This is a genomic window from Microbacterium sp. AC145, assembly GCF_979258505.1.
This window is the reverse complement of the sequence record NZ_OZ409859.1, coordinates 500,324-526,137: the sequence shown is the minus strand read 5'-3', so window position 1 is coordinate 526,137 and position 25,814 is coordinate 500,324. Positions and strand designations below refer to the sequence as shown.

Below are 25,814 nucleotides of genomic sequence, written 5' to 3'. Positions count from 1 at the left end.
GAACGGCGATCTCAGGCGAGTGAGGCGGGGCGTGTATGCCGCCCGCCACGGCATGCGGGAGGGTCATCGAGGCCGCCGAGCACGGCGGTTCCCTCGGCTGTGAGACCGCGGCGCGCCACCTCGGCATCTGGGTGCTCGACGACGAGCCCCTTCCCCTCCATGTCTGGGTGCACCCGGACAGACATCATCACAGCGGCGCGAGTGGCGAGTGCAGCTGCATCCGACACTGGAACACAGGCGATGCGCCGAGCAGGTTCGCGGCGCCTTCGGTCCCCCGGTTCCTTCTGCAGATCTACCGGTGCCGCGGCGAGGAGGCGTTCTTCGTCTCGCTCGAGTCCGCACGACGACAGGGCATGATCTCTCGTCAGGGACTTCGGCGACTCAGCGAGTCGATCGATGCCAGGGGACGGGATCTCATCGACTTCTCGCGCGCCGACGCCGACAGCGGCTTGGAGTCACTGGTCCGTCTGCGACTGAGACGCTTCGGATGGAGCATCCGCACACAGGCGCAGGTCGTCGGCACCGGCTCAGTCGACCTGTTGATCGACGACTGGCGGATCGTGGAGACAGACGGCAAGGCGAATCACGACGACGAGTCGCATCGACACCGTGATCTGGTCCGCGATGCCACTGCCGCGACGTGGGGGCATGTCTCGATGCGTTTCGATTACGCGATGGTCATTCACGACTGGGATCTGGTGGAGCGCGCAATCGTCGCCATGATGGCATTTCACTCCTGAGGGCAGCTCTCCGCGTCGGAGTGGCTCGATCACCGCGCACAGCTTCGGACCTGAGACCCGACACGCCGCCGTTCGAGCCAGGCACCTCGGCATGTCGGACCCGGGCTCCGAATCTGTGCCCCGGTGAGGGACAGGAGGATGGCCCGGGCAGGTGGGGTGAGATGGGGCGGAGTCAGTCGCGGGGGGACAGCAGGTAGGCGTTCAGGTCGGCGGTGAGGGCGTGGTCGACGGGCAGGGCTGTGCCGTCGACGGCGGTGATGGGGGCGGCGAGCCTGACGCTCGACACCAGCCACGCGGCATCCGCGCGGGAGAGGTCGGATGCCGGGATCGTGGCGTACTCGGCGTCGAACCCCCGGCCGACCAGGTAGTCGTAGACGCTCAGCTGAGTGGTGCCGTGCAGGATGCCGCCGTTCGGCGCCGGAGTCACGAAGCGATCGCCGAAGCGCAGGATCAGCGACGCCGTCGGCGCCTCGAGCACGAAGCCGTCCCGCGAGAGGAAGATCGCATCGTCTGCGCCACGTCGATGCGCCTCGCGCAGCGCTGCCATGTTCACCGCATACGAGAGCGTCTTGGCCCCGAGCAGCAGCCACGGGGCGCGCTCGGCGACGTCGAGGTCGTATCCGCGATCGAGCGTCACGACCTGCACCCCACCCGCACGCACCGCCGAGAAGTCGGATGCCGGCGCCGCCGTGACCCATGCGGTCGGCGTGGGTCCGTGTTCGACCCCCCGGCTGAGGATGAGCTTGATGACCCACTCCCCCGGCCCGCAGTCGCTCGCTGCGCGATCGATCGCCTGATGCCACTGCGCCTGATTGGGCAGCGGGAGGTCGCAGAGTTCTGCGGAGTGGGCGAGCCGCTCCAGATGCGGCACGACCTCCTGCGCGTGTCCGTCGACCACACCGATCGACTCGAAGACGCCGTCGCCTCGCTGGGTGCTGAGCTCGCCCACGCTCAGTGCGGGGGCGGCAGCATCCACGAGCGTGAACGTGTCGGCGAAGTCGGTGCGGTCGGCGTCGACCGCCGCCGGATCGATCATGAGAGCAAAGCGCCGGGTCATGATCCGAGCCTAGGCCCCGGGAATAGCCGCGGTGCGATCTTGTTACACTGGAGTGGCCGGGCCGCATAACCCCGGGCTCCAATTTTTGCCGCTGCGAGCGGCCTTCCGCCGAGAGGCGTTCTTGCGGCCCGGTCTTCTCATATTCGGATGCCGTCGTTCCGACCGGTCAGGCGAGTGCGCCGGTGCGCCACAGCACCGCGGACGCAGAAAGATCCTGCGCGTAGCTGCTCAAGCGGAGCGCACGGGTCGTCAGCTCGCTCGCACGCTGCGGTTCGGTCTGCTCGTAGTCGTCGGCCGTGTGCGTGGCGCCCGAGGCCTGCACCCGGCAGAAAGCCGCGGCCCGGTCGAGCGCCACCGCGAAGTCGCCCCTGAACGCACCGCGCAGGATGGTGTCGATCAGAGCGACGAGCTCGTCGGGGTTCGCCGGCACCGGGGCGCCGGCGATGGCGGCGTCAGCCGAAGCCAGTTCGACCCGACCACGCTCGTACAGCAGGGCCGCCGTCTGCGGATCGCCGTGGATCGCGAGCTGCAGCAGGTAGAGGCGCCAGAGCGCGCCCGGCAGCGTGCGCGACGGCGCCTTCGACCACAACTCCGCGATCTCGTCGATGCCGTGCTCGTCGGTGAAGGCCACCAGCCGCTCGGCGCTCACGCCGCTCTCGTCGGCACGCACCCGCGTCAGCAGAGCGGATGCCGTGGCGTGGGCGATGCGGGTCTCCTCGGCGGGGTCGTGACTGCCCACGATGTTGTCGAAGGCCTGCGTCGGGCGGCGGACAGGGCGGGAGAACTGCTCAGGCATCCCACCAGGGTACGCGCGATCCGTGTCGTCAGGCCGTCGGAATGGCGATGACCGGATCGGTCGTCGGCAGACCGCTCGGCGAACCTCCGGCCTGCTCGACCGTGACCGCGATCACATCGCCCTCGTGCATCTCTCCCGCGAGGATGGCCGTGGCGTCTCCCCCATCGGCCTCGAACACTCCTGCCGAGATCGGGGTCTCACCGCGGACGAACCACAGCTCGTAGGCCTGATCCTCGGGAAGGGTCTCGATGCCGTCGGCGACGAGCACGGCGGTGCCGAGCGATGCCGACCAGTGCGCGGTCGCGCTGCCTCCGTCGGCGAGTTCGATAGACGCTTCCTGCGCGTCCTCCGCGGACTGGATGTCCTGCAGGGCGACCACGCTGGCGGGGCGATTCACATAATCGTTCAGTGCCACAGCGCCCACGCCGACCCCGACCAGCAGCGCGAGGCATGCGGCGAGAGCGAAGAGAACACGAAGCGGATGCGCGGGTGCCTTCGGTACGGTGGCTCCCGCTGCGGTCTCGGGGACCGAGGTCTTCTGCTCCGCAGCATCGGATGCGTCGGATGCTGCGTCGCTCGCGCTTCCCGAGGGGACGACCTCACCGGTCTGAGGGGTCATGGCGATGCGTGCGAGGAGCTCGGAGCGGATGCCGGGGGCAGGCGCCGCAGGTGCCACACCGACAGAGAGGAAGGCGGCACTCTCGGCATCCACAGCGACGATGCGCTGCCATTCAGGATGCTCGACGAGTGCGGCGTGGTAGCGCTGCGCGTCGTCGGGAGACAGCGCGTCGAGCGCTGCTCCTGCCGCGAGTTCTGCGAATTCCTGCTCGTTCATGCCGTCACCCCCATAGCTGTCCTGAGACGCGAGAGCCCATCTCGCATCCGTGTCTTTATAGTCCCCAGCGGTGCTCCCACGAGCACTGCGACTTCGTTCTGACTGTATCCGCCGTAGTAGGCCAGAACGAGGGCTTCGCGCTGTGCCTCAGGAAGCCCTGAGAGAGCGTGTACGACCTTCTCGCCCTCGATGCCCAGCTCCACCGTTTCCGCGACACTGTCGTGCGCGACCCCGATGTCTCTGAACCCGGCACGCACGTCACGATCCGCACTGGACTGAGACGCTCGCACCCGGTCGACCGCACGACGGTGCGCGATCGTCATCACCCAGGTTCTTCCCTGTCCCTTGTTCGGAGCGAACTTGGAAGCGGATTGCCAGATCTCGAGAAACACTTCCTGGAGCACTTCTTCGCTCTGCGAGCGGTTGACCAGAACGCGGAGGATGAGGCCGAAGACACGGGAGGAGAGCGTGTCGTAGAGATCCGCGAACGCGCGCTGATCTCCGTCGCCGATGCGAACGAGCAGGTCAGCGACAGCATCCCGTGCCGTACCGTCTTCGGGTACGTCCATCCCATCGATGACCATCTCTACCAGCATGCCGCATCCTCCATGCATTCCCGTGCAACCGTCACCCGAAAGTGACGGAAAAGATCTCACCGGTTTCGCCGATGTCGATCTCGACCCCCGCAACCTCGAGGAGTCCTCTTAAGTGCGGGAGGTCGAAACCTGTTCGCTGCGGGTCCCGAAACGGATTGGAGATCGACCTCGGTCGAAAAAGATTCGAGAATCTCCCATCCGTTCCGCGAGGGGCTCCGAACGACTGTCAACGCCACGGAGAGGCCGTGGCTGAGATTCTCAAGGAGCTCGAGATGTTCAGCACCAAGAAGAAGGTCACCGCAGCCATCACCCTCGGACTGGCAAGCGCGTTCGTGCTCGCCGGATGTTCCATGGGCGGCACCACCACCGAAGAGCCGTCGGAGTCGATGGCCCCCGAGTCGTCCGAGACGATGGCTCCCGAGACCGAGACCATGGACCCGGCCGCCAACCTCGTCGGCCCCGGCTGCGCGGCATACGCCGAGGCAGTGCCGGACGGTGACGGATCGGTCGCCGGCATGGCTCAGGACCCGGTGGCAGTCGCCGCATCCAACAACCCGCTGCTGACGACGCTGGTCGCAGCCGTGAGCGGTCAGCTCAACCCCGACGTGAACCTCGTCGACACGCTCAACGGTGACGAGTTCACCGTCTTCGCGCCGGTCGACGACGCGTTCGCCAAGATCGACCCGGCCACCATCGAGGGCCTCAAGACCGACAGCGCCACGCTGAGCTCGATCCTGACGTACCACGTGGTCCCCGGTCAGATCACGCCCGACGAGATCGTGGGCACGCACGCCACGGTTCAGGGTGCTGACCTCGAGGTCACCGGCAGCGGCGACGAGCTGATGGTCAACGACGCCAACGTCATCTGCGGTGGCGTGCAGACCGCCAACGCGACCGTGTACCTGGTCGACACGGTCCTGATGCCCCCGGCTGAGTAAGCACGGGACACCGAGCTGGGACCTCGGAACATACTGCCCTCCACTCGGGGGAGGATGGCGGGCAGAAGAACGGGCCGTCGACGAGGCACCTCGTCGGCGGCCTGTTCTGTGCGCCCTTAGACTGGGACATGCGGGCCTCTAGCTCAGTTGGCAGAGCATCGGACTTTTAATCCGCGGGTCGTGGGTTCGAGCCCCACGGGGCCCACCGTTATCACCGTCGTCTCGATCCGGCCACCCCCTTCTCGGCATCCGGATCGTGAGAGAGGCTCGAAGCGTCCCCATCCGGGACTCGACCCTCCACGAAAGGACGCATCATGGCGACTCTCACCGACAGCCGAGTGGCATTCCTGGCGACAGACGGATTCGAGGACAGCGAGCTCACCAGCCCCTGGGAAGCCGTGCAGGCAGAGGGAGCGAGCGCGACCCTCATCGCGCCGGACGGTGCACAGATCAAGGGCAAGAACGGCCATGTGCAGCATGTGGACCTCACGTCTGCGGATGCGTCGGCAGACGAGTTCGACGCCCTCGTGCTGCCGGGCGGCGTCGTGAACGCCGATCACCTTCGACTCGACAAGCCGTCGATCGACCTCGCGCGCGCGTTCTTCGAGCAGCACAAGCCCGTGGCCGTCATCTGCCACGGCGCATGGATCCTCATCGAGGCGGGCGTCGTCGACGGCCGCACGCTGACCAGTTACCCGAGCCTCGCGACCGACCTCCGCAACGCCGGGGCGACCTGGGTCGACGAGGAGGTCGTGGTCGATCAGGGACTCGTCTCGAGCCGCACGCCCGACGACCTTCCCGCGTTCAACGCGAAGCTCGTCGAAGAGGTCGCCGAAGGGCGGCACGCGGGCCAGACGGCCTGATTCGCAGCATCCGGCGGTCCGGTGTCAGGCGCTCGCACGAGCCCGATGCTCGCACGAGCCCGATGACGCCGGACCGCCGCTCTGTTGGCGCAGCGCACCGAGCAGAAGCGCTGCCTGCCGTTGCGCGTGACGTCGACCACGACGTGGGTGCACGGAGACGCCTCGCAGCGGCCCAGACGGTCCATGCCGCGGGTGACGAGGTGCAGCGAGGTGCCGACCGCGAAGATCGCGCGCAGGACGTACGGCAGCGACTTCACGTCGTCGCGATAGTGCAGGTGCCATCCTTCGCCGTCGTGGTCGGTGAGTCTGGGATAGGCAGCTGCCTGTGCCATCTGGGCGTTGAGGATCTCCGCGCGCGCGGCGGGATCACTCTCGTCGACGATCCGCAGCCAGTCGTCGACCACGGCCCGCACCTTCTCGTGGTCGTCGAGGGCAGGCGGGAACGTCATCGTCATGCCCATCTCGAGCGTTCGCTCTTCGATGCCGGCACGGTCGGTGGGGAAGTCATCCGCCAGAGAGGCCGCGAGGAGAACCGCGTACTCGCCGTAAGGGTTGAGATGCATAAGGCCATTACATCACGCTGGAGGCATGACCTCCCTGCACACCCTCCCGACACCACAGATCCTGTCGAATCCCACACCCCACGAGCATGCGTGGCTCGTGGAGTCGCGACACCGGACGAGTGAGGGCACCGTGCTCTATGTGCGCTGCGCGGACTGCGAGGTGCGTCGGGTGGACCTCCAGCCCCGCGCCCAGATGCCGCCTACGGCACTCTCGCGCGACCTTCCGGCGTGACCGCTCCGCTCACGCGCCGACGACCTCCCCGTTCCGGGGCAGCCACGGGGGTTCACCCCCGTACCGGAACGCGAGCGGAATCCCACGCCCGCGCCAATCGATCGACTCCGACACCTGCAGGTGCAGGTGCGGCTCGGTGCTGTTGCCCGAGTTGCCGCACTCGCCGATCTGCTCCCCCACGCGCACGACATCACCCACCAGCGGAGTCGCACTCCCCGCGCGCAGATGGGCGAGCAGCACGAGCACGCCGCCCGCGCGGATGACGACGTGGTTGCCGGCGATCGCCGGCGCTCCTCTGCGCACGCGAGCGGGCTCAGCACGAACGGCTCCTGGCCACTCATACGGTCAACTCGACGAGCTTCCTCACCGTACGAAGGTTGCGAGCGGTGCCGGCGACGCCGAGCGCCCGGTCGAGCACGACCTTCGTGAGCTTGGTGTTCTGCACGCCACCCTCGCCGTAGTCGATCCACAGATCCTCTCCGACGAGCGCGATGCGCTCCCCCGGCGTCAACCGCTGCTGCAGAGCCTCCACCGCACCGGGCGCGGCCGGCCCCTCGAGGAACATCGCGTGCAGCATCTTCTCGGACGCATCGGGGAACGGATGCTCCGCCGCAGCCTGCACGAGGGCTGTGTGCGTACGCAGGATCACCGGAGTGTCGACACCGAACGCGGCGGCGATCAATTCGCGGACACGCGCTCGGGCCGCATCCGGCTCGGTCGGATGCTCGCACACGATGTTCCCACTCGCGATGTAGGTCGAGACCTCGCCGAGCTCCGGTGCGAGTAGAGCGCGCAGCTCAGCCATCGGGACCCTGCCGCGACCACCGACGTTGACCGCGCGCAACAGCAGGACGCTGCGACTCACGCGGCGCCGCTCTCGACGAGTTCCGCACCCGCGTGGGCGAGTTCGGCGCGGGCGGCCTCGCTCGACTCCGCGGCGACACCCGCGATGAGGTCGGTGAACACGCGCACCTGCACGCCGTGCGCGATCGCGTCGAGAGCCGAGGCACGCACGCAGTGGTCGGTGGCGATACCGACCACGTCTGCGGTCAGCACGCCCGAGCCGCTCAGGATCGAGCCGACGGTCTCGCCGGACTCTGTGGCTCCCTCGAACATCGAGTAGGCGGGCCGCCCCTGTCCCTTGCGCACGTGGTGGGTGACCGCATCCACCACCAGCAGCGGGTCGTACTCGGCGCCCTCGGTTCCCGCCACGCAGTGCACCGGCCAGGTGCCGACGAAGTCGGGCGCCTCGGCGAAATGGCCACCGTTGTCGCCGTCGGCGTCATGCCAGTCGCGGGACGCGACGATGACGTCGTAGTCGACGGCATGCGCGGCGAGGAATGCGGTGATCGCAGATGCCACGGCGTCACCACCGACCACAGCCAGGGCGCCGCCCTCGGTGAAATCGTTCTGCACATCGACGATGAGAAGTGCTCTGCTCATGCTTCGAGGGTACGCCCGGGGCGGTTCGCGCGGAGGGAACCAGAAGGCCCCGTGATGTTCTTCGCATCACGGGGCCTGGTGGAGCCGCTTGTCAGAATCGAACTGACGACCTTTTCATTACGAGTGAAATGCTCTGCCGACTGAGCTAAAGCGGCGCGATCATCGATATTACCCGAGCGGACGCGACATCGCGAATCGGCCCGTCGGTGGGCTCGGGATCACTCCGAGTCACTCGCAGCGAAGGCCGTCTTCGGGCACCGAGTCGTCGAGCAAGAACGCCTCCACGGCGCTGTCGACGCACGAGTTCCCCTTGTTGTACCCCGTGTGCCCCTCGCCGACGCGGGTGATCAGGACACCTTCTTCGAGCTGCTCCGCGAGGGATTCGGACCACTCGTAGGGCGTGGCCGGGTCGTTCGTGGTCCCGATCACGAGAATCGGTCCTGCGCCCGCTGCCGTGATCTCTCCGCGAGTGCCGGTGGGCGGATAGGGCCACACCTCGCACGGGTCGGGTCCGCTCCAGTACGCGGCGATCGTCGGCGCCCCTTCGGCGATCTTCGCCTCGGTGGCGGCCTCGGCTGCAGGGTCGTCCTCGACGGGATAGTCCATGCAGTTGTACGCACGGAAGGCCTCGGTCGAGTTGTCGAGATATGCGCCGTTCTGGTCACGACCGTTGTAGAAGTCGGCCAGGAAGAAGGCCGTCGTCGGGTCGCCCTGCAGCGCTTCGTCGAGCGCCTGGGTCAGGTAGGTCCAGTTGTCGGCCGAATAGAGCGCGGCGATGATCCCCGTCATCAACGCGTCGGCGCCGAGCATGCGCCCATCACCGTTCTCGAGCGGCACGGCATCGACGCTGGCGAGCAACGCGCCGAGGTCGGCCATCGCCTCGTCGACCGTGCCGTTGAAGGGGCACTCCCCCGAGTCGAGGCAGCTCTGCATGTAGGCGCGGAGCGCGGACTCGAAGCCGAGCGCCTGCGTGGCGCCGACGTCGAGTCCCGAGACTGCAGGGTCGATGGCCCCGTCGAGCACGAGTCGCCCGGCCTTCTCGGGGTACAGCGCGGCATACGTCGCGCCGAGGAACGTGCCGTAGGAGTAGCCGAGGTAGTTCAGCTCGGTGTCACCGAGCACCGCCCGGATGAGGTCCATGTCGCGCGCGGAGTTGACGGTGGTGATGTGCGGCAGGATGCCGCCGCTGTTCGCCTCGCACGCCTGGGCGAACTCGTCGGCTCCGGCGAGCAGCTCGGCCTCCCACTCCGGGGTGCCCCGCTCTGCCGTGGGGATCGTGTAGAGGTAATCGTCCATCCCTGCCGCGTCGAGGCAGGTGACGGCCGACGACTGCCCGACCCCGCGGGGGTCGAACCCGATCACGTCGAAGTTCTCGATCAGGTCGGCTCCGACTGCGAAGTCGAGGCTGTCACGGATCAGCTCGACACCGCTCGCGCCCGGTCCGCCGGGGTTCGTCAGCAGAGACCCCTGGGCTTCTCCCTCGGCCTGGTGACGGACCACCGACAGCGTGATCTCGCCGTCGCCCGGGTTCTCCCAGTCGAGCGGCGCGGTGACATCGGTGCAGTCGAAACCGGTGCCGCACTCGGTCCACGTCAGCGTCTGACCGTAGAAGGGCAGGAGATCTTCGGCGACGCCTGCGGTGTCTGGTGCCTTCGTGACGGAGGGCTTGGGCTCGCTGCCCTCGGGGATCGCAGCATAGAGGCAGCCGGACAGAGCGACGGATGCGGCTGCGAGACCGGCGATGAGGGCGACGGCGCGCCGGATGCGGGAAGTCGGTCGGTGGTTCACGGTGTCCTCCCGCTCGTGACGGTCACGAGCAAGCTCTCGAGGGCGAGCAGCGGTGCGACGTTGCGCTCCAGCGACTGGCGAGTGTCGGCAAGGTGGTCGAGTACGACAAGCGTACGGGGCACGGGCCAGGCGGCGGCCAGGGCTGCGAGGTCTTCCCGCAGTTCGCGGTTGATCAGCTCGTCGTCACGACCGAACTGCAGCATCACGACGTCGCGGAACATCGACTGCAGGTCTGTCAGCACGCGGTCGATGCCGTCGCGCAGACTGCGTGTCGCTCGCTTCTTCTGATCGTCTTCGAGCGCCGAGATCTGGGTGCGCAGCGCAGGGGGCACCGCCTGCCCCTCGGCGATCCCGACCGTGCGCAGCAGCGAAGCGCGTTCGGCCGCATCCCGCTCTGCGGTCAATGCCTTGGCGTCGTCGGTGGCGGCCTGGATGATGCGACCTGCGACCTCGACCGCGTCGTTGACCCCGCGCACCGCCAGCACCGAGCGCAGGGTCTCATCGCGACGCCGCCGCGCGGCATCGTCGGTGGCGAGACGCTGCGCCATGCCGATGTGGCGCTGCGCGTGCCGGGCGGCCTGCTCGGCCACGGCCTCGTCGACGCCCGTGCGGAGCGTGATCAGCCGCGCGACGTCGGCCACGTCTGGTTCGCGAAGGCGCAAGGAGCGGACGCGTGAGCGGATGGTGGGCAGCAGATCGGCCTCGCTGGGCGCGCAGAGGACCCACACTGTCTGCTCCGGGGGCTCCTCGAGCGCCTTGAGCAGCACGTTCGAGGTGCGCTCGACCATGCGATCGGCGTCTTCGACGACGATCACGCGATAGCGCCCCGCGGACGGCGCGAAGTACGAGCGCTCGACGAGTGCGCGAGCCTCGGCGATCGTGATGATCACCTTGTCGGTGCGCAGGGCCGTGACGTCGGGATGCGTACCCGCGAGCACCTGACGCATCGCAGCCTCGTCATCGGGATGATCCGCGATCAGCGCGGCCGCGAACGCATAGGCGAGGGTCGATCGCCCCGACCCCGGCGGACCCGTGATGAGCCACGCATGCGACAGCGCGGCGGGATCGGATGCGGCGGAGCGCAGAGTCTCGACCGCAGCATCCTGCCCCCACACATCGGCCCACGGGAAAGGTGCGGAGACGGTCTGGGGCATGCACTCAGCCTAATCGGGAGCACAGACGTCGCCGCACGGAACCGGGTGGTGCGGGGCGATGCGGTGCAGCGTCAGCCGACGAGGAGCTCCTGCACGCGCGCGCGGATCTGCCCTGCGATCACCTCGGGTGACGTGTCGGCATCGAGCACCAGGAAACGTTCGGGCTCGGCGGCTGCGAGAGCGAGGTAGGCGTCGCGGACTCGGGCGTGGAACTCGGTCTTCTCGGCCTCGAGGCGATCGAACGGCTTGTCGGCGGAGTCGAGACGCACGCGCGCGGCCTCGGGCGCGAGGTCGAGCAGCACCGTGAGATCGGGAAGAGCCCCCTCGGCGGCCCAGAGCGAGAGATCACGGATCTCCCCGGCATCCAGCACGCGCCCTGCGCCCTGGTAGGCGACCGAGGAGTCGAGATAGCGATCCTGCAGCACGACCTCGCCGCGCGCGAGCGCGGGGCGGACGACCGTCGCGACATGATGGGCGCGATCTGCGGCGTAGAGCAGCGCCTCGGCGCGGGGCGCGATGTCACCACGGTGGTGCAGCACGATGTCACGGATCAGGTTGCCGACCTCCGAGCCGCCGGGCTCGCGGGTGCGAACGACCGTGCGTCCCTCACTCGACAACCAGACCTCGAGCAGGTCGGACTGAGTGGTCTTGCCCGAGCCGTCGCCGCCTTCGAGCGTGATCCACACTCCCGAGGGTGAGGTCACGAACCGGCCTGCTTCGCAGCGGCGTTGGCGGCGCGGGTCGCCGCGGCCTTCTTCGCAGCGGCCGAGCGGGCGGCGGCCTTCTCGGCGTCCGTCGACGCCTTCTTGGCGGCAGGCTTCTTCGCGGCAGGTTTCTTGGCCGGAGCCTTCTTGGCGGGAGCCTTCTTGGCGGCAGGCTTCTTGGCCGCAGGGGCCTTCTTCGCCGCGCCACGCTTGGGCGCAGGGCCCTTCGCGCGCTTGTCGGCGAGCATCTGCACGGCGGTCTCGAACGTGATGTCCTCGACCTTCTGCCCGCGCGGGATGGTGACGTTGGTCTCACCGTCGGTCACGTAGGCGCCGAAGCGACCGTCGCGGATGCGGATCGGCTTGCCGCTGACCGGATCGGCCTCGAACTCGGCGAGAGCACTGGATGCGCGGCGGGATCCTGCCCCGTACTTCGGCTGCTTGTAGATCTCGAGAGCCTGGTCGAGGGTGACCTCGAAGATCTGGGATTCGCTCTCGAGCGAGCGCGAGTCGGTGCCCTTCTTGAGGTACGGACCGAAGCGACCGTTCTGCGCGGTGATCTCGTCGCCGCTCTCGGGGTCCGCGCCGACCACGCGCGGGAGGCTGAGGAGCTGCAGGGCGGTGTCGAGGTCGATCGTGTCGACCGACATCGAGCGGAACAGCGATCCGGTGCGCGGCTTGGGCGCCGCATCCTTCTTCGCCCCGCGCTTGGGCTTCGGCGCCTCGACGACCTCTCCGGTGGCCTCGTCGACCGCGGCATCGTCGGATACCGGCTCGTTCTCCTGCACATAGGGCCCGAAGCGACCGTCCTTGACGACGACGATCTTGCCGTTCTCGGGGTTGGTGCCGAGAACGCGATCGCCGGCGACCGGCGCATCGATCAGCTCCTGCGCCTTCTCTGCGGTGAGCTCGTCGGGCGCGAGTTCTTCGGGGACGTTGACGATGCGCGGCTTCTCGTCGGGCGCCTCGGGGTTCGCGACCTCGAGGTACGGACCGTACTTGCCGAACCGCAGTGTCGCTGTGTCGGTGATGGGCGTCGAGTTGAGCGCCCGCGCATCGATCTCACCGAGGTTGTCGACGACCTGGCGGAGCCCGACATGCGAATCGGAGCCGTAGTAGAAGGAGCGCAGCCATTCGACGCGCTTCTGCTCACCACGGGCGATCGCGTCGAGGTCGTCTTCGAGCGCGGCGGTGAAGTCGTAGTCGATCAGGTCGGCGAAGTGCTCCTCGAGCAGCCGCACCACACTGAACGCGAGCCACGTCGGCACGAGCGCCTGGCCTCGCTTGGTCGCGTAGCCGCGGTCGATCACGGTGCCGATGATGCTCGCGAACGTCGAGGGACGACCGATGCCGTGCTCCTCGAGGGCCTTCACGAGCGATGCCTCGGTGTAGCGCGGCTTCGGGGTGGTGCGGTGGCCCTTGGCCTCGGCATCCGACATGCGCAGCTCGTCGCCGACGGCCACGATCGGCAGCGACTGGTTCTCGTCGGTGTCCTTGTCGTTGCGCTTCTCGTCGCGTCCTTCTTCGTACGCCTCGAGGAATCCCTTGAAGGTGTAGACGGTTCCGGATGCGGTGAAGTCGGCCTTCTGCCCCGCCGCGTCGACGAGGATCGTGACCGTGGTGGTCTCGTACTTGGCGTCGGCCATCTGACTGGCGACGGTGCGCTTCCAGATGAGGTCGTAGAGGCGGTGCTCCTCGCGGTCGAGCTCGGAGGCGACAGATTTCGGAGTGCGGAAGGTCTCACCCGACGGACGGATCGCCTCGTGCGCCTCCTGCGCGTTCTTGCTCTTCGACTTGTAGACGCGCGGATTGAGCGGCACGGCCGAGTCACCGTAGAGAGCGACGGCCTGGCTGCGAGCCGCCTGCACCGCCTGGGTGCTCAGCGCCACCGAGTCGGTACGCATATAGGTGATGTAACCCTTTTCGTACAGACGCTGGGCGACGCTCATCGCCTGCTTGGCGCTCATCGAGAGCTTGCGACCGGCCTCCTGCTGCATCGTGGAGGTGGTGAACGGCGCGTACGGGCTGCGGGTTCCCGGCTTCGCCTCGACCTTGGTCACCGCACCGGTGCCCGCGGCGTCGACGGCGTGCGCCAGAGCAGCGGCCGCCTTCTCGTCGAGGATGACGACGGCCTTCTTGAGCTTTCCGTTGTCGTCGAAGTCGGTGCCTCGGGCGAGCTGCCCACCATCGACGCGAACCAGGCGCACCTTGAATCCGGAAGACGACGAGGCGAGCGCCTCGACGTCCCAGTACTCGGCCGACACGAACGCCATGCGCTCGCGTTCGCGCTCCACGATCATGCGGGTGGCTGCGGACTGCACCCGGCCGGCCGAGAGACCGGTCTTGACCTTGTACCAGAGCACGGGCGAGACGTCCCACCCGTAGAGGCGGTCGAGGATGCGGCGGGTCTCCTGCGCGTCGACGAGATCGGTGTCGAGCTCACGGGTGTTACCGATGGCCGCCTGGATCGCGTCCTTCGTGATCTCGTGGAAGACCATGCGCTTGACCGGGACCTTGGGCTTCAACGTCTCGAGAAGGTGCCACGCGATGGCCTCGCCCTCGCGGTCCTCATCAGTCGCGAGCAGGAGCTCGTCCGCGGTCTTGAGCGCACGCTTGAGCTCGGCGACCGTCTTGGTCTTGCGGTCGGAGACCACGTAGTAGGGGTCGAAGTCGTTGTCGACGTCGATGGAGTACTTCCCGTAGGCCTGCTTGTCGGCGGCCGGGATGTCCTTCTCGTCTGCGAGGTCACGGATGTGCCCGACGGAGCTGAGCACCTCGTAACCGTCGCCGAGGTACCCCTGAATCGACCGCATCTTCGTCGGAGACTCGACGATGACGAGCTTCTTGCCTTCAGCCAAGGGAGCATCCTTTCTTCGAAGCACACCATACACACCACTGTGATGGGTTCGTCACCGTGGTCGCCGCCGTTTTCGCCGGACCGTGCTTCGCGCTGCCGTCATCTTCCGTCGGGTGGCCCAGCTCGGGCGCGGGAGACGGCTGCGAGTCCAGCGTACGCCGCCTCGACCTGTACGGTCGCCACGAAGCCCTCGACGACGCACTGTGTGAGCGAGCCCCCGGCGGCCGCCGCGACGCGAGCGGCCACCGCGCACGGCTCACCGACGACCACGATCGCGCCGCTCGCGGTGTCGGACGCGGCGAGCGCTGCGGCGTCCGCCGCCCCTGCAGCGCGTTGTGCGGTGACCGCCGCACCGCCGACGGCGGCGAGTCCGAGAGACAGGGCGGCCGCGACAGACAGCAGTCCCGCCGCGAGGGCGGAGCCGGCCATCAGCGACCGCCCCGTTCGGACCGCGTCATCACAGCCCTCCGGCCAGAGCGCAGCTCGAGGCCTGCAGCGGCAGGCGGAGCATGGATCCGATCGCGACGTCGGCGCGAGCGGTGACGCAGATCACGTCGCCCGCGGGGTTGCTCGACATCGAGGCACCAGGCACGGCAGCGGTCACGGCGCTCGACGCCCGGCCGGGGTCTTCTCCCCGACCGAGCAGCCGTGCCGCGTCGGCCGCCGCATCCTGCAGCGCGACCTGCCGCGAAGCGGCGCCGAGTGCGCCCGCACCGAGCAGCAGGGTCAGCACGACCGCGGGAAGCGCGAGCGCCAGCTCCGCGGCCACTGACCCGCGCTCACGGTCTTCCCGGTCGCGCATCACGCCACCGTCAACGCCCGACGCACGAGATCGGTGAGGATTCCGCGCACCTCGTCGGACCGCATGATGACGACGAGCAGGCCGGCGAAGGCGACGGCGGCCATGGTGGTGATCGCGTACTCGGCCGTGGCGGCGCCGGAGTCGTCTCCGAACAGCGACGCCGCTCGCCGACCGGTCAGCGGCGGCAACGTGGTCAGGACGTCCCCCGACTTCCTGGTGTTCATGATGCTCCTGGTGTTCATGGTGTTCCTCTTTCTCTGTGCGGGTTTCTCTGTGCGGATCTCTCTGTGCGGATGCGCACGCATCCGGTGGTCTTCGGGTGTCGGTGGTCACAGCGGCAGCGGCGTCGACCTCAGCACGCTCAGCAGCAGCGGAGCGACGCCGAGCAGCAGGAATGCCGGCAGCGTGCAGACCCCGAGGGGAATGAGCAACTGGGTCGACAGCTTCGCCGCCCGCAGACGCCCCTCGATGCGTGATCGATGTCGGTCCTGCGCAGCCGAGGCTCGAAGAAGCTCGGCAGCGGGCACACCCGCCGCGCGGGAGAGGTCGAGCACAGACCGGATACGCGCGTCGTCGCCGTGGCGCGAGGCGGGGCTCTCGTCGACCAGACGCAGCGCCCTCTCGACCGAGGCACCACCGGACAGCGCGACGGCCACGAGCTCGGCCTGCATCCCTGGAGTGCCCGGTCTCGGTCTCGCCCGTCGCAGCAGCCGCCCCGTCCACCGGCGTGCCAGCGCGACGAGCAGCAGTCCGGCCACGACGCACCCCGCACCGATGGGGGTGCCGATCACGACGGAGAGGGTGTCGAAACCCAGTGCGAAGCCGAGCAACAATCCGGCGAACGGCATCCACAGCAGAAGTCGCGCGGTCCCCGCCGGCTCGGCGAGAGCGATACGCACGTCGTCGGCCGCGGACGCGGCGTCCCGCAGGGTCTCGGCGATCATGCGCAGCACATCGGCCAGCGGTGCACCGACGGTGGTCGCGACCTCCCAGGCCGCGGCGAGGTCCTGCCAGGCACCCCCTTCGGATTCGATCGCTGCGACGAGCGGCATCCCCTGCTCGACGCGGCCGACGACCGCGGCGGCGTGCTCGTCGCCGGTGTCGCCGAGATGACGCCATGCCGTCAATGGCACGGCGCCGGCCTGCAACAGCACGGCGAGAGTCTGCACCGATGTGGCGGCCTCGGCGCCGGTGTCTTCGACAGGGTCTCGCCTCCGCGCGATCACCACGGCTGCACCTCGGCGATGGTCAGCCGATCGGCGATCAACCCGAACTCGCCCGCCTGCGCGATCCGGCGCCGCCCGTCGGGAGCGCGCTCGAGGTGCAGCACCACCGTGAACGCGCTCACGACCTGACGCGCCAGTGCCGCGGTATCCATGCCTGCGAGCGCACCCAGTGCCTCCATCCGGGCCGGGACATCACCGAGACCGCTGGCGTGCAGAGTGCCGGCTCCTCCGTCATGCCCGGTGTTGAGGGCGGTCAACAGCTCTCTGACCTCCTCACCGCGGCACTCTCCCACCACCAGACGGTCGGGGCGCATGCGCAGCGACTCCCGCACGAGTCGAGCCAGGCTGATGCCGCCCGCACCCTCGAGGTTCGACTGCCTCGCCTCGAGCGCCACATGATGCGGATGCCGTGGCCGGAGTTCTGCGACGTCCTCGATCGTGATGATCCGCTCCGACGCCGATACGGCCGAGAGCAGTGCCGAGAGCAGAGTCGTCTTGCCGGTGCCGGTACCGCCGGTGATGAGGATGTTCGCGCGGTCGCGCACGAGTTCCAGCAACCAGCTCTGCCGACGCGCGTCGAAGGTGCCGAGAGCTGCGAGCGCATCGAGATCGGCCGCACGCACCCGAGGCACTCTGATCGACAGCGCCGTGCCCGCGGTCGCGACCGGGGCGAGAACAGCGTGCACGCGGATGCCGGAGTCGAGCCGCACATCGACGCAGGGCGCCTGGTCATCGAGGTGCCGCCCACCCAACCCCACCAGCGCGACAGCCAGATCGCGCACCTCGCGCTCGGATGCGCTCCACCCCGGTACCGCCTCGGTGCCGTGACCGCGGTCGACGAAGAGCCCCTGTGCGCCATTGACGAACACGTCGGTGACCTCGGGATCGGAACAGTGCTCGGCCAGCGGCCCGAAGGCGGGATCGATCGTGAGCGCGTGGATGTCGGGCACCGGAGCGCCGTCGTCATGGAGCGCCGACGCCACACGGGGGCGGATGACGAAGGATTCAGGCATGCCCCGAAGGTAGGCGCGCGGTCGGCCGCGGCGAGCCGCCTCGAGCGCTGTGGCGCGACCGCTGTGAGCAACCCCGTCGCATCGGAGGCGGTGCAGAGAGAGGTGCCCGGCGGGCCATCTCTCGAGCCTCTCCGCCGGGAGCGCTCCCAAAAGAGATGGGCGGCACCTCACGGGGGGAATGAGATGCCGCCCACGGCGCACCCTTTCGGGGGAATCGGGCGCGCCAAGGCCGGAATGATATTTCGGCTGACGTCGAGTGTACGCAAGGCGACCGTCCTGACAAAACCCGAATCACTACCGACTTTCGGCGGTAGGCGAACGCCGACGGCCGAGGCTAGATTCGCCGTGACCTGATCACGCCACCCACGTGCTCAGCCTGCACGACCTGCCACGCCGCAAAGGAGCGCCTGCCGATGAGCAGCCAGATCGATCATCTTCTCGATGAGACCCGCCAGTTCCCGCCGTCCGAGGAGTTCGTCGCTCAGACGATCTCCTCCCCCGCTCTGTACGAGAGGGCGGCGGCCGACCGGGAGTCGTTCTGGGCCGACCAGTCGCGCGAGCTGCTGGACTGGCACAAGCCCTTCACGCAGGTGCTCGACTGGTCCACGCCGCCGTTCGCGAAGTGGTTCGACGACGGCGAGCTGAACGTCGCGTACAACTGCCTCGACCGCCATGTCGAGGCGGGCAACGGCGACCGCGTCGCCCTGCACTGGGAGGGCGAGCCCGGCGACTCCCGCACGATCACCTACGCGGAGCTGACCGACGAGGTCAAGCGCGTCGCGAACGTGCTCGAAGACCTCGGCATCGGTCACGGCGATCGCGTCGCGATCTACCTGCCGATGATCCCCGAGGCCGTCGCGTCGATGCTCGCGGTCGCGAGGGTCGGAGCGATCCACTCGGTCGTGTTCGGCGGCTTCAGCGCCGACAGCCTGCGTTCGCGCATCGACGACGCGGGCGCGAAGCTCGTGATCACCGCCGACGGCGGCTATCGCAAGGGTCGCGTCTCTGCTCTCAAGCCGGCCGTGGACCACGCGCTCGCCGACCGGGGTGACGGCGAGCAGCAGACGGTCGAGCACGTGCTGGTCGTGCGTCGCGGCGAGAACGAGGTCGAGTGGAACGCCGAGCGCGACGTCTGGTGGCACGAGGCCGTGCCGAACGCATCGGCCGAGCACACCGCTCAGGCGTTCCCCGCGGAGAACCCGCTGTTCATCCTGTACACGTCGGGAACGACAGGAAAACCCAAGGGCATCCTGCACACCTCGGGCGGCTACCTGACCCAGGCGGCGTACTCGCACAAGTACGTCTTCGACCTGCACCCCGAGACCGATGTGTACTGGTGCACCGCCGACATCGGATGGATCACCGGTCACAGCTATGTCACCTACGGCCCGCTCGCGAACGGCGCGACCCAGGTGATCTACGAGGGCACCCCCGACGCCCCGCACCCCGGCCGCTGGTGGGAGATCATCGAGAAGTACAGGGTCTCGATCTTCTACACGGCGCCGACCGCGATCCGCTCGTTCATGAAGATCGGACGCAGCGTGCCGGCGAAGTTCGACCTGTCGTCGCTGCGCCTGCTCGGCTCGGTGGGCGAACCCATCAACCCCGAGGCGTGGATCTGGTACCGCGACGTGATCGGCGCGGGCACGACCCCGATCGTCGACACGTGGTGGCAGACCGAGACGGGCGCGATCATGGTCTCGGCCCTGCCCGGCGTGACCGCGACCAAGCCGGGATCCGCCCAGGTGCCGCTGCCCGGCATCTCGATCGACGTGGTCGATGAGGCCGGCGTCGAGGTCGGCAATGGCAACGGCGGCCTGCTGGTCGTCACCGAACCGTGGCCGAGCATGCTCCGCGGCATCTGGGGCGACCCCGAACGCTACAAGGAGACCTACTGGGAGAAGTTCGAGGAGCAGGGGTACTACTTCGCGGGCGACGGCGCACGTCTCGACGCGGACGGCGACCTGTGGCTGCTCGGACGCGTCGACGACGTCATGAACGTGTCGGGGCATCGTCTGTCGACCGCCGAGATCGAGTCGTCGCTCGTCGCTCACGAGGCCACGGCCGAGGCCGCGGTCGTCGGCGCCGCCGATGAGACGACCGGCCAGGCGGTCGTCGCGTTCGTGATCATCAAGGAGAGCTACCTGTCGGCGCACGACCCTGCAGGTCTCGCCCTGCAGCTGCGCCAGTGGGTCGGCGAGCAGATCGGCGCCATCGCCCGACCGCGTGACGTGTACATCGTGGGCGAGCTGCCCAAGACCCGCTCGGGCAAGATCATGCGACGCCTGCTGCGCGATGTCGCAGAAGGCCGCGAGGTCGGCGACACCACTACCCTCGCCGACACCGCGGTGATGAGCATCATCTCGGCTCAGGTGAAGTAGAAACCTACGCCCGGATGCAGAACGCCCCCTCCCGATCGGGAGGGGGCGTTCTCTCGTGACGCGTGGTCAGGCGAGGATGAAGGTGACCTCGACCTCGACAGGGCTGTCGAGCGGCAGCACCGGCACTCCGACGGCGGCGCGGGCGTGGCGCCCGGCATCTCCGAAGATCTCGCCGAGCACCAGGCTGGCGCCGTTGATGACGCCGGGCTGTCCGGTGAACTCGGGCACGGATGCCACGAAGCCGCCGACTCGCAGGACGCCTGCGATGTTGTCGACGCCGCCAGCGGCATCCGCGGCCGCAGCGAGCGCATTCAGAGCGCAGGTGCGGGCGTAGGCGTTCGCGTCTTCGGCCGAGACCTCGGCGCCGACCTTGCCGGTGGCGGGCAGCGCACCGCTCTCGAACGGGAGCTGGCCCGAGGTGTAGACGAGTCCGGCGTGAACGACGGCGGGCACGTAGGCGGCGACGGGAGCTGCCACAGCGGGGAGCTCGATGCCGAGCTCGGCGAGCCGTGCGGAGAGGGTCACTCAGCTCCTCCCTCGAACTGGCGGGAGGCCTGCGCGGCGGCCGCGAGTCCGGCGTTGCCCGCGGCATCCGACGTCACCGGACGCTTGAGGTACGCGACGAGCCCGCCCTCGGGCCCCTGCACGACCTGCACGAGCTCCCAGCCCTGCTTGCCCCAGTTGTTGAGGATCGCTGCGGTGTTGTGGATCAGCAGCGGCGTGGTGAGGTATTCCCACGTGGTCATGGCACTCCTGTCTGGCGGCATCCGCGCCTCGCAGATGCGTCAAAGGCGGTATTCAGGGAACTCCCCTACGATCAAGCGTATGCCCCAAAAGAATCGCACGGTGAGTGGTGCGCTCGGCGGAGTCCTCGGGCTCGTCGGACTGAGCGCTGTCGCCGGACTCCTCGTCGCGGCCAGTGTCACCCCGGTCCTCGCCATGACCGGTATCGCTGGCTCGCAGGCGCTGACGATCTTCCAGGATCTTCCCGCGAACCTCCAGGTCAACCGGCCGATGGAGCAGTCGACGATCGTCGCGACCGCGTCGGACGGCTCTGAGGTCGAGCTCGCCTCGTTCTACGAGCAGAACCGCATCCCGGTTACCTATGACCAGATCAACCCCGTCGTGTACGACGCGATCCTCTCGAGCGAGGACAAGGACTACTTCAGCCACGGCGGCGTGAACGTGGGCGCGACGGCCAAGGCGCTCGTCGACAACCTGCGCGGCACCGACGACCGCGGTGCGTCGACCATCACCCAGCAGTACGTGAAGAACGTGCTGATCCAGGAGTGCGAGCAGGAGGCCGACCCGGCTTCGGGCACCTACGCCGACGACCTGCAGCAGTGCTGGCTCGACGCCACCAACGCCGACGGAGCGAAGGGCGTGGAGCGCAAGCTCCAGGAGATGCGCTTCGCCCTGCAGGTCGAGAAGGAGTACTCGAAGAACGACATCCTTCTCGGGTACCTCAACATCGCGAACTTCGGCGGCACGGTCTACGGCATCGAGTCGGCCGCCAACTACTACTTCTCGACCACGGCGGCGAACCTGACGCTCGCGCAGGCGGCCACCATCGCCGGGATGGTGCAGAACCCGAACCAGTACCGCATCGACCAGCCCCAGGGCACGTGGGTCGATGAGGAGGGCGTCGGGCACAACGGCGAAGCCGATGGCTACGCCGAGACGCTCGACCGCCGCACGTACGTGCTCGAGCGGATGCTCGCGAACGGCAAGATCACCCAGGCACAGTTCGATGAGGCCAATGCCTCCCCCGTCGGCCCGGCGATCAGCCAGCCGACTCAGGGCTGCGCCTCTGCCGTCAACATCGGTCGCAGCGCGTACTTCTGCGAGTACGTGAAGTCGGTCGTCCTCACGGACCCGGCCTTCGGCGAGACCGAGGAGGACCGTCGCGACCTGCTGCGTCAGGGCGGACTCAAGATCTACTCGACCATGAACATCGACATCCAGAACGCCGCTGCTGCGGAGATGATGGAGACCGTTCCCGCGAACTACGACAACCAGTACTTCGGGGCGGCCGGCGTCTCGCTCGAGACGCAGACGGGCCGGGTGCTCTCGATCACGCAGAACACCAACTTCAGCGAGACCATCCAGGGCGATCAGGCGTACAGCGCTCTCGTGTTCGCGACCGACAAGGCGCACGGTGGAGCGAACGGCTTCTCGGTCGGCTCGACCTACAAGCTGTTCACGCTGATCGACTGGCTCGAGAACGGGCACTCGGTGCGCGAGACGCTGAACGCCAACAACCGGGTGTTCTCGAACTTCCGGTGCGGCGATGACACGATCACGAACCGCACGAAGATCCAGAACTTCGGGAACCAGGGCGGCTACACGGGCAACGTCCTGAAGTTCACGGCCGACTCGCTCAACAGCGGCTATCTCGCGATGGCCGAGAAGCTCGACCTCTGCGAGATCAACGCGGTCGCCGACCGCATGGGAGTCACGCTGTCGAACGGCAAGAAGACGACCGACGACCCTGCGGTGCCGTACGACATCCTCGGCCCGAAGTACATCTCGCCCCTCGCCATGGCAGGCGCCTACGCGACCGTCGCCAACAAGGGCGTCTACTGCGCACCTCGCGCCATCGACCGCGTGGTCGACGCGGAGGGCAACGACCTGCCGATCCCCGAGCAGAACTGCTCCGAGGTGATCAAGCCCGAGGTGGCGGCGACCGCGGCCTTCGCCCTGCAGGGCGTGATGAACGGTGGCGGAACCGGAAACCGGGCCAACACCAACGACGGAGTCCCGCTGATCGGCAAGACCGGAACCCACGAGTCGTGGGGAACGATGATGATCGAGTCGAGCACGCAGGTCACCACCTCTGTGTGGGTCGGGCGTTCGACCGGCACCGCCAGCATCCTGCGCCAGAGCTGGGGCGGCACCGACCTGAACGCGATGCGCTACACGCTCGCGAGGACCATGCAGGGTGCCGCGAACGACATCTACGGCGGAGAAGGCTTCCCGCCCCCGGACAACAACCTCAGCCGTCAGATCCTGACCGACGTCCCGAACGTCGTCGGCATGTCGGTGGATGCTGCGACGCAGGCTCTTCGCGAGAAGAGCTTCCAGGTCGTCGTCGGCGCACCGGTCGACGGTCCCGAGGGTGATGTCGTCGTGGCGCAGGACCCCGCCGGCCAGGCCGCGAGCGGCGCGACCGTGACGATCTCGCCGAGCAACGGCCAGGCCGTCACCGTGCCCGACATCACCGGCCAGTCGAAGTCCAATGCGCAGAACGCACTGTTCGGCGCCGGCTTCTCGTCGATCTCGTTCGACAACTCGTGCAACCCCCCGGGTTCCACGGTCGAGAGCACGAACCCGGCGGCGAACACGGCGACGAACAAGAGCACGTCGATCACGGTCACCTGCAAGTGACCGCTCGCACGACAGCACACCCGGCCCTCATCGCGCTCGGCGCGGTGGGGGCCGCTGGTGCGGCCGCAGCGGTGTGGGGCATCGGGATCGAGCGCTACCTGTTCACGGTGCGCGAGGCGACGGCATCCGCTCTGGCTCCCGGCTCGACCCCGATCCGAGTACTGCACATCTCCGACGCGCACATGGCACCGTGGCAGCACCGCAAGCAGGACTGGCTCGCCTCCCTCGCGCAGCTGAAGCCCGACCTGATCGTCAACACCGGTGACAACCTCGGGCACCGCGACGGGCTCGACGGCATCCGCCGCGCGTTCGATCCGCTCGCCGGCATCCCGGGCGTCTTCGTGCACGGCTCGAACGACGTGACCGCCCCCTCCCCCCGTAACCCGTTCCGGTACTTCATGGGCCCGTCTCAGAAGCATCAGAAGGCCTCCACCCTCGACACCGGCGCGATGGATGCGTACTTCAGCGCTGAGCTGGGCTGGTCGACTCTGAACAACACCGCGTCCCGCCTGACGGTCGCCGGCAACCAGGTCGATTTCTTCGGAGTGAGCGACGCGCACCGCGACTGGGACCGTCTCGAAGACCTGCCGGCCGCGATCGACCGTCTCGGCCCGCGGGATGCCGGCACCTCGGTGATCGGCGTGACCCACGCGCCCTATCAGCGGGTGCTCAACGGCTTCATCGATCTGGGCGCCGAAGCCGTCTTCGGCGGTCACACGCATGGCGGTCAGGTCTGCCTGCCCGGCTACGGCGCGCTCGTCGCGAACTGCGACATCCCGCTGAAGCAGGCGAAGGGCCTCAGCACCTGGACCGTAGACGGCCGCACCGTGCCGCTCAACGTCAGCGCCGGATGCGGTCACTCGATCTACGCGCCGGTGCGCTTCGCGTGCCGCCCCGAGGCGACATTGCTCACGCTGACCGCTCGGGACTGAGCCCCGATTCGCCGTTTCCCCTCCTCTCTTGTAGACTCGGAGGGTTGCAAAACGGGGTGTGGCGCAGCTTGGTAGCGCGCTTCGTTCGGGACGAAGAGGTCGCAGGTTCAAATCCTGTCACCCCGACCAGTGACACATGAAGGCCGCCCTCACGGGCGGCCTTCTCTGTACCGGCGGCAGCATCCGCATCCGCCCCGTATCTTGGGAAAATCATGACTACGCCTGCCCTCGTCGCCTTCGACCTCGATGACACGCTCGCTCCCTCGAAGGGCGCCATCAGCCCTCGCATCGCCGCTCAACTGCTCGCGCTGCTGCGCAGCGTCGACGTCGCGATCATCTCGGGCGGCAACGAAGAACAGTTCCGTTCGCAGGTCATCGCGCAGCTCACCGATGCGGATGCCGCGGCGCTCGCCCGCCTGCACCTGCTGCCGACCTGCGGCACCCGCTACCTGCGGCACGACGGCACCGATTTCGCCCCCCTCTACGCCCATGACCTCAGCGCCGACGAGAAGGCCGCTGCGCTCGCGGCGCTGCGCGACGAGGCCGAACGCCTCGGGCTCTGGGAAGCAGAGCCGTGGGGCGAGATCCTCGAGGACCGTGGGTCGCAGATCACCTTCTCCGCACTCGGCCAGAAGGCCCCGCGCGATGCCAAGCACGCCTGGGACCCGACGGGCTCGAAGCGCGAGGCTTTGCGCGATGCCGTGGCGGCGCGCCTGTCCGGCCTCGAAGTGCGCTCGGGCGGCTCGACCTCGATCGACATCACCCGCGCCGGCATCGACAAGGCCTACGGCATGCAGGAACTCACCGAGCGCACCGGCATCCCGCTGGAATCCATGCTCTTCTTCGGCGACCGTCTCGACGAAGGCGGCAACGACTACCCCGTCCTGGCGATCGGCGTGCCCTCGGTCGCCGTCGACGGCTGGCAGGACACCGCCGACAAGCTCGACGAGCTGCTCAAAACTCTCTGAGCCACCCGGGCGATCCACCCAGGCCGTGGCCCGCTCGCGTCCTAGCATGGCCCCATGGAGCCCCTGCAGATCGTCATCCTGACCGCCGCCGTGGCGAGCGCTGCGTGCTGGATCCTGTCGTTGATCACCCGTGACACCTCCTGGGTCGATCGCGCGTGGTCGATCATGCCCGTCATCTACGTGTGGATCTTTGCCGCCGGCGCTCTCGCGACGGGTGCGGATGCCGCTCGCCTCCTGCTGATGGCGCTGCTCGTCACCGCTTGGGGAGCCCGCTTGACGTTCAACTTCGCCCGCAAGGGCGGATACACCGGTATGGAGGACTATCGATGGGCCATTCTGCGGGGTCGCATGCGGCCCTGGCAGTTCCAGCTCTTCAACCTGCTCTTCATCGTCGGCTACCAGATGACATTGCTCGTGCTGATCACGCTGCCGGCGGAGGTCGCGCTGCAGAATCCGGCTCCCCCGACGGCGTGGGATGGAGTGTTCGCGGCGCTCTTCCTCGGTCTTCTCGTCGGTGAGACTGTCGCCGATCAGCAGCA

26 protein-coding genes, 3 tRNA genes and 2 pseudogenes are annotated in these 25,814 nt (G+C 68.2%); 11 read left to right on the top strand and 20 right to left on the bottom strand.

The genetic code is table 11. The features are described 5' to 3' along the window. The first annotated feature begins 35 nt into the window (after window positions 1-35). Entirely contained in the window at window positions 36-740 is a 705-nt protein-coding gene (locus tag ACZZZN_RS02510; RefSeq protein ID WP_463503658.1) for a DUF559 domain-containing protein, read from the top strand. A gap of 172 nt (window positions 741-912) precedes the next feature. Here the strand turns inward: ACZZZN_RS02510 and ACZZZN_RS02505 are convergent, their stop codons facing one another. The 4 genes from ACZZZN_RS02505 to sigK all read right to left on the bottom strand — a co-directional run bounded on the left by ACZZZN_RS02505 (window position 913) and on the right by sigK (window position 4,024). After that, window positions 913-1,797 carry an aminodeoxychorismate lyase gene (locus ACZZZN_RS02505; RefSeq protein WP_463503657.1) on the bottom strand — a complete coding sequence of 295 codons (885 nt, stop codon included), beginning with the start codon at window positions 1,795-1,797 and terminating at the stop codon, window positions 913-915. A gap of 166 nt (window positions 1,798-1,963) precedes the next feature. Further along, on the bottom strand, window positions 1,964-2,593 hold the full coding sequence (locus ACZZZN_RS02500; protein ID WP_463503656.1) for a DNA-directed RNA polymerase subunit beta: 630 nt from the start codon (window positions 2,591-2,593) through the stop codon (window positions 1,964-1,966). A gap of 28 nt (window positions 2,594-2,621) precedes the next feature. Continuing rightward, the gene (locus ACZZZN_RS02495; protein ID WP_463503655.1) at window positions 2,622-3,428 is read right to left on the bottom strand and encodes an anti-sigma factor; all 807 of its coding nucleotides are present in this window, start codon (window positions 3,426-3,428) and stop codon (window positions 2,622-2,624) included. Further along, complete coding sequence (gene sigK / locus ACZZZN_RS02490; RefSeq protein ID WP_463506531.1) at window positions 3,425-4,024, bottom strand: ECF RNA polymerase sigma factor SigK; 600 nt, start codon at window positions 4,022-4,024, stop codon at window positions 3,425-3,427. Before sigK ends, ACZZZN_RS02495 begins: the two co-directional genes overlap by 4 nt. Before the next feature lie 272 nt (window positions 4,025-4,296). Between sigK and ACZZZN_RS02485 the strand changes: the two genes are divergently transcribed. The 3 genes from ACZZZN_RS02485 to ACZZZN_RS02475 all read left to right on the top strand — a co-directional run bounded on the left by ACZZZN_RS02485 (window position 4,297) and on the right by ACZZZN_RS02475 (window position 5,825). Beyond that, window positions 4,297-4,962: a fasciclin domain-containing protein gene (locus tag ACZZZN_RS02485; protein WP_463506530.1), complete on the top strand. Its 666-nt coding sequence runs from the start codon at window positions 4,297-4,299 to the stop codon at window positions 4,960-4,962. Between the two features lie 132 nt (window positions 4,963-5,094). Next, window positions 5,095-5,167, top strand: a tRNA-Lys gene (locus ACZZZN_RS02480). Window positions 5,168-5,276: 109 nt separating this feature from the next. Next, the gene (locus tag ACZZZN_RS02475; RefSeq protein WP_463503654.1) at window positions 5,277-5,825 is read left to right on the top strand and encodes a type 1 glutamine amidotransferase domain-containing protein; all 549 of its coding nucleotides are present in this window, start codon (window positions 5,277-5,279) and stop codon (window positions 5,823-5,825) included. 50 nt (window positions 5,826-5,875) lie between these two features. Here the strand turns inward: ACZZZN_RS02475 and ACZZZN_RS02470 are convergent. Next, window positions 5,876-6,388, bottom strand: a pseudogene (locus ACZZZN_RS02470) (CGNR zinc finger domain-containing protein); the annotation flags it as partial. 25 nt (window positions 6,389-6,413) lie between these two features. Between ACZZZN_RS02470 and ACZZZN_RS02465 the strand changes: the two are divergent. Further along, complete coding sequence (locus ACZZZN_RS02465) at window positions 6,414-6,620, top strand: hypothetical protein (RefSeq protein ID WP_463503653.1); 207 nt, start codon at window positions 6,414-6,416, stop codon at window positions 6,618-6,620. A 9-nt stretch (window positions 6,621-6,629) separates the two neighbouring features. Here the strand turns inward: ACZZZN_RS02465 and ACZZZN_RS02460 are convergent, their stop codons facing one another. From ACZZZN_RS02460 to ACZZZN_RS02400, 13 genes are all read right to left on the bottom strand, one after another. Next, on the bottom strand, window positions 6,630-6,923 hold the full coding sequence (locus ACZZZN_RS02460; protein WP_463503652.1) for a peptidoglycan DD-metalloendopeptidase family protein: 294 nt from the start codon (window positions 6,921-6,923) through the stop codon (window positions 6,630-6,632). A gap of 34 nt (window positions 6,924-6,957) precedes the next feature. Beyond that, complete coding sequence (locus ACZZZN_RS02455; protein ID WP_463503651.1) at window positions 6,958-7,485, bottom strand: DUF1697 domain-containing protein; 528 nt, start codon at window positions 7,483-7,485, stop codon at window positions 6,958-6,960. Beyond that, a complete protein-coding gene (locus tag ACZZZN_RS02450) occupies window positions 7,482-8,063 on the bottom strand; it encodes an isochorismatase family protein (RefSeq protein WP_463503650.1) in 582 nt (193 codons plus the stop codon). The genes ACZZZN_RS02455 and ACZZZN_RS02450 overlap by 4 nt, the downstream gene beginning before the upstream one ends. Before the next feature lie 79 nt (window positions 8,064-8,142). After that, window positions 8,143-8,218: transfer RNA gene (locus ACZZZN_RS02445), tRNA-Thr, on the bottom strand. 73 nt (window positions 8,219-8,291) lie between these two features. Then, on the bottom strand, window positions 8,292-9,851 hold the full coding sequence (locus tag ACZZZN_RS02440) for an alpha/beta hydrolase (protein ID WP_463503649.1): 1,560 nt from the start codon (window positions 9,849-9,851) through the stop codon (window positions 8,292-8,294). Then, window positions 9,848-11,005, bottom strand: coding sequence for a DNA polymerase III subunit delta' (locus ACZZZN_RS02435; RefSeq protein WP_463503648.1), 1,158 nt, complete (start codon window positions 11,003-11,005; stop codon window positions 9,848-9,850). The genes ACZZZN_RS02440 and ACZZZN_RS02435 overlap by 4 nt, the downstream gene beginning before the upstream one ends. A 71-nt stretch (window positions 11,006-11,076) precedes the next feature. After that, window positions 11,077-11,709, bottom strand: coding sequence for a dTMP kinase (tmk, locus tag ACZZZN_RS02430; protein ID WP_463503647.1), 633 nt, complete (start codon window positions 11,707-11,709; stop codon window positions 11,077-11,079). Continuing rightward, window positions 11,706-14,567: a type I DNA topoisomerase gene (gene topA, locus ACZZZN_RS02425; RefSeq protein ID WP_463503646.1), complete on the bottom strand. Its 2,862-nt coding sequence runs from the start codon at window positions 14,565-14,567 to the stop codon at window positions 11,706-11,708. The genes tmk and topA overlap by 4 nt, the downstream gene beginning before the upstream one ends. Before the next feature lie 98 nt (window positions 14,568-14,665). Next, window positions 14,666-14,995, bottom strand: coding sequence for a helicase (locus ACZZZN_RS02420; protein ID WP_463503645.1), 330 nt, complete (start codon window positions 14,993-14,995; stop codon window positions 14,666-14,668). Between the two features lie 28 nt (window positions 14,996-15,023). Then, window positions 15,024-15,368 (bottom strand): TadE family type IV pilus minor pilin, encoded by a 345-nt coding sequence (locus ACZZZN_RS02415; RefSeq protein ID WP_463503644.1) that lies wholly within the window; start codon window positions 15,366-15,368, stop codon window positions 15,024-15,026. Then, window positions 15,368-15,592 (bottom strand): DUF4244 domain-containing protein, encoded by a 225-nt coding sequence (locus tag ACZZZN_RS02410; RefSeq protein ID WP_463503643.1) that lies wholly within the window; start codon window positions 15,590-15,592, stop codon window positions 15,368-15,370. Before ACZZZN_RS02410 ends, ACZZZN_RS02415 begins: the two co-directional genes overlap by 1 nt. A 105-nt stretch (window positions 15,593-15,697) precedes the next feature. Further along, window positions 15,698-16,597, bottom strand: coding sequence for a type II secretion system F family protein (locus tag ACZZZN_RS02405; RefSeq protein WP_463503642.1), 900 nt, complete (start codon window positions 16,595-16,597; stop codon window positions 15,698-15,700). After that, entirely contained in the window at window positions 16,591-17,607 is a 1,017-nt protein-coding gene (locus tag ACZZZN_RS02400) for a TadA family conjugal transfer-associated ATPase (protein ID WP_463503641.1), read from the bottom strand. The genes ACZZZN_RS02405 and ACZZZN_RS02400 overlap by 7 nt, the downstream gene beginning before the upstream one ends. Before the next feature lie 413 nt (window positions 17,608-18,020). Between ACZZZN_RS02400 and acs the strand changes: the two genes are divergently transcribed. Continuing rightward, a complete protein-coding gene (gene acs / locus ACZZZN_RS02395) occupies window positions 18,021-19,988 on the top strand; it encodes an acetate--CoA ligase (protein WP_463503640.1) in 1,968 nt (655 codons plus the stop codon). 66 nt (window positions 19,989-20,054) lie between these two features. Here the strand turns inward: acs and ACZZZN_RS02390 are convergent, their stop codons facing one another. Next, a complete protein-coding gene (locus ACZZZN_RS02390; RefSeq protein ID WP_463503639.1) occupies window positions 20,055-20,513 on the bottom strand; it encodes a RidA family protein in 459 nt (152 codons plus the stop codon). Continuing rightward, entirely contained in the window at window positions 20,510-20,734 is a 225-nt protein-coding gene (locus ACZZZN_RS02385; protein ID WP_463503638.1) for a DUF4177 domain-containing protein, read from the bottom strand. Before ACZZZN_RS02385 ends, ACZZZN_RS02390 begins: the two co-directional genes overlap by 4 nt. A gap of 79 nt (window positions 20,735-20,813) precedes the next feature. Here ACZZZN_RS02385 and ACZZZN_RS02380 point away from each other — a divergent pair, with 79 nt between their 5' ends. The 5 genes and pseudogenes from ACZZZN_RS02380 to ACZZZN_RS02360 all read left to right on the top strand — a co-directional run. After that, a complete protein-coding gene (locus tag ACZZZN_RS02380; protein ID WP_463503637.1) occupies window positions 20,814-23,375 on the top strand; it encodes a transglycosylase domain-containing protein in 2,562 nt (853 codons plus the stop codon). Further along, complete coding sequence (locus tag ACZZZN_RS02375; protein ID WP_463503636.1) at window positions 23,372-24,307, top strand: metallophosphoesterase; 936 nt, start codon at window positions 23,372-23,374, stop codon at window positions 24,305-24,307. Before ACZZZN_RS02380 ends, ACZZZN_RS02375 begins: the two co-directional genes overlap by 4 nt. A 52-nt stretch (window positions 24,308-24,359) precedes the next feature. Further along, window positions 24,360-24,436, top strand: a tRNA-Pro gene (locus ACZZZN_RS02370). 83 nt (window positions 24,437-24,519) lie between these two features. Then, the gene (locus tag ACZZZN_RS02365; protein WP_463503635.1) at window positions 24,520-25,275 is read left to right on the top strand and encodes an HAD-IIB family hydrolase; all 756 of its coding nucleotides are present in this window, start codon (window positions 24,520-24,522) and stop codon (window positions 25,273-25,275) included. A 54-nt stretch (window positions 25,276-25,329) separates the two neighbouring features. After that, window positions 25,330-25,794 (top strand): annotated as a pseudogene (locus ACZZZN_RS02360) (DUF1295 domain-containing protein); the annotation flags it as partial. Window positions 25,795-25,814: the final 20 nt, after the last annotated feature.

Bases quoted from the DNA above. Each gene is read 5' to 3' on its own strand.
- ACZZZN_RS02500 (WP_463503656.1), bottom strand. From the start codon at position 2,593: ATGCCTGAGCAGTTCTCCCGCCCTGTCCGCCGCCCGACGCAGGCCTTC.
- ACZZZN_RS02435 (WP_463503648.1), bottom strand. From the start codon at position 11,005: ATGCCCCAGACCGTCTCCGCACCTTTCCCGTGGGCCGATGTGTGGGGG.
- ACZZZN_RS02420 (WP_463503645.1), bottom strand. From the start codon at position 14,995: ATGGCCGGCTCCGCCCTCGCGGCGGGACTGCTGTCTGTCGCGGCCGCC.
- ACZZZN_RS02475 (WP_463503654.1), top strand. From the start codon at position 5,277: ATGGCGACTCTCACCGACAGCCGAGTGGCATTCCTGGCGACAGACGGA.
- ACZZZN_RS02365 (WP_463503635.1), top strand. From the start codon at position 24,520: ATGACTACGCCTGCCCTCGTCGCCTTCGACCTCGATGACACGCTCGCT.
- ACZZZN_RS02415 (WP_463503644.1), bottom strand. From the start codon at position 15,368: ATGCGCGACCGGGAAGACCGTGAGCGCGGGTCAGTGGCCGCGGAGCTG.
- ACZZZN_RS02400 (WP_463503641.1), bottom strand. From the start codon at position 17,607: ATGCCTGAATCCTTCGTCATCCGCCCCCGTGTGGCGTCGGCGCTCCAT.
- ACZZZN_RS02505 (WP_463503657.1), bottom strand. From the start codon at position 1,797: ATGACCCGGCGCTTTGCTCTCATGATCGATCCGGCGGCGGTCGACGCC.
- ACZZZN_RS02450 (WP_463503650.1), bottom strand. From the start codon at position 8,063: ATGAGCAGAGCACTTCTCATCGTCGATGTGCAGAACGATTTCACCGAG.
- ACZZZN_RS02380 (WP_463503637.1), top strand. From the start codon at position 20,814: ATGCCCCAAAAGAATCGCACGGTGAGTGGTGCGCTCGGCGGAGTCCTC.
- ACZZZN_RS02510 (WP_463503658.1), top strand. From the start codon at position 36: ATGCCGCCCGCCACGGCATGCGGGAGGGTCATCGAGGCCGCCGAGCAC.
- acs (WP_463503640.1), top strand. From the start codon at position 18,021: ATGAGCAGCCAGATCGATCATCTTCTCGATGAGACCCGCCAGTTCCCG.
- ACZZZN_RS02410 (WP_463503643.1), bottom strand. From the start codon at position 15,592: ATGAACACCAGGAAGTCGGGGGACGTCCTGACCACGTTGCCGCCGCTG.
- ACZZZN_RS02465 (WP_463503653.1), top strand. From the start codon at position 6,414: ATGACCTCCCTGCACACCCTCCCGACACCACAGATCCTGTCGAATCCC.
- ACZZZN_RS02485 (WP_463506530.1), top strand. From the start codon at position 4,297: ATGTTCAGCACCAAGAAGAAGGTCACCGCAGCCATCACCCTCGGACTG.
- ACZZZN_RS02495 (WP_463503655.1), bottom strand. From the start codon at position 3,428: ATGAACGAGCAGGAATTCGCAGAACTCGCGGCAGGAGCAGCGCTCGAC.
- sigK (WP_463506531.1), bottom strand. From the start codon at position 4,024: ATGCTGGTAGAGATGGTCATCGATGGGATGGACGTACCCGAAGACGGT.
- ACZZZN_RS02385 (WP_463503638.1), bottom strand. From the start codon at position 20,734: ATGACCACGTGGGAATACCTCACCACGCCGCTGCTGATCCACAACACC.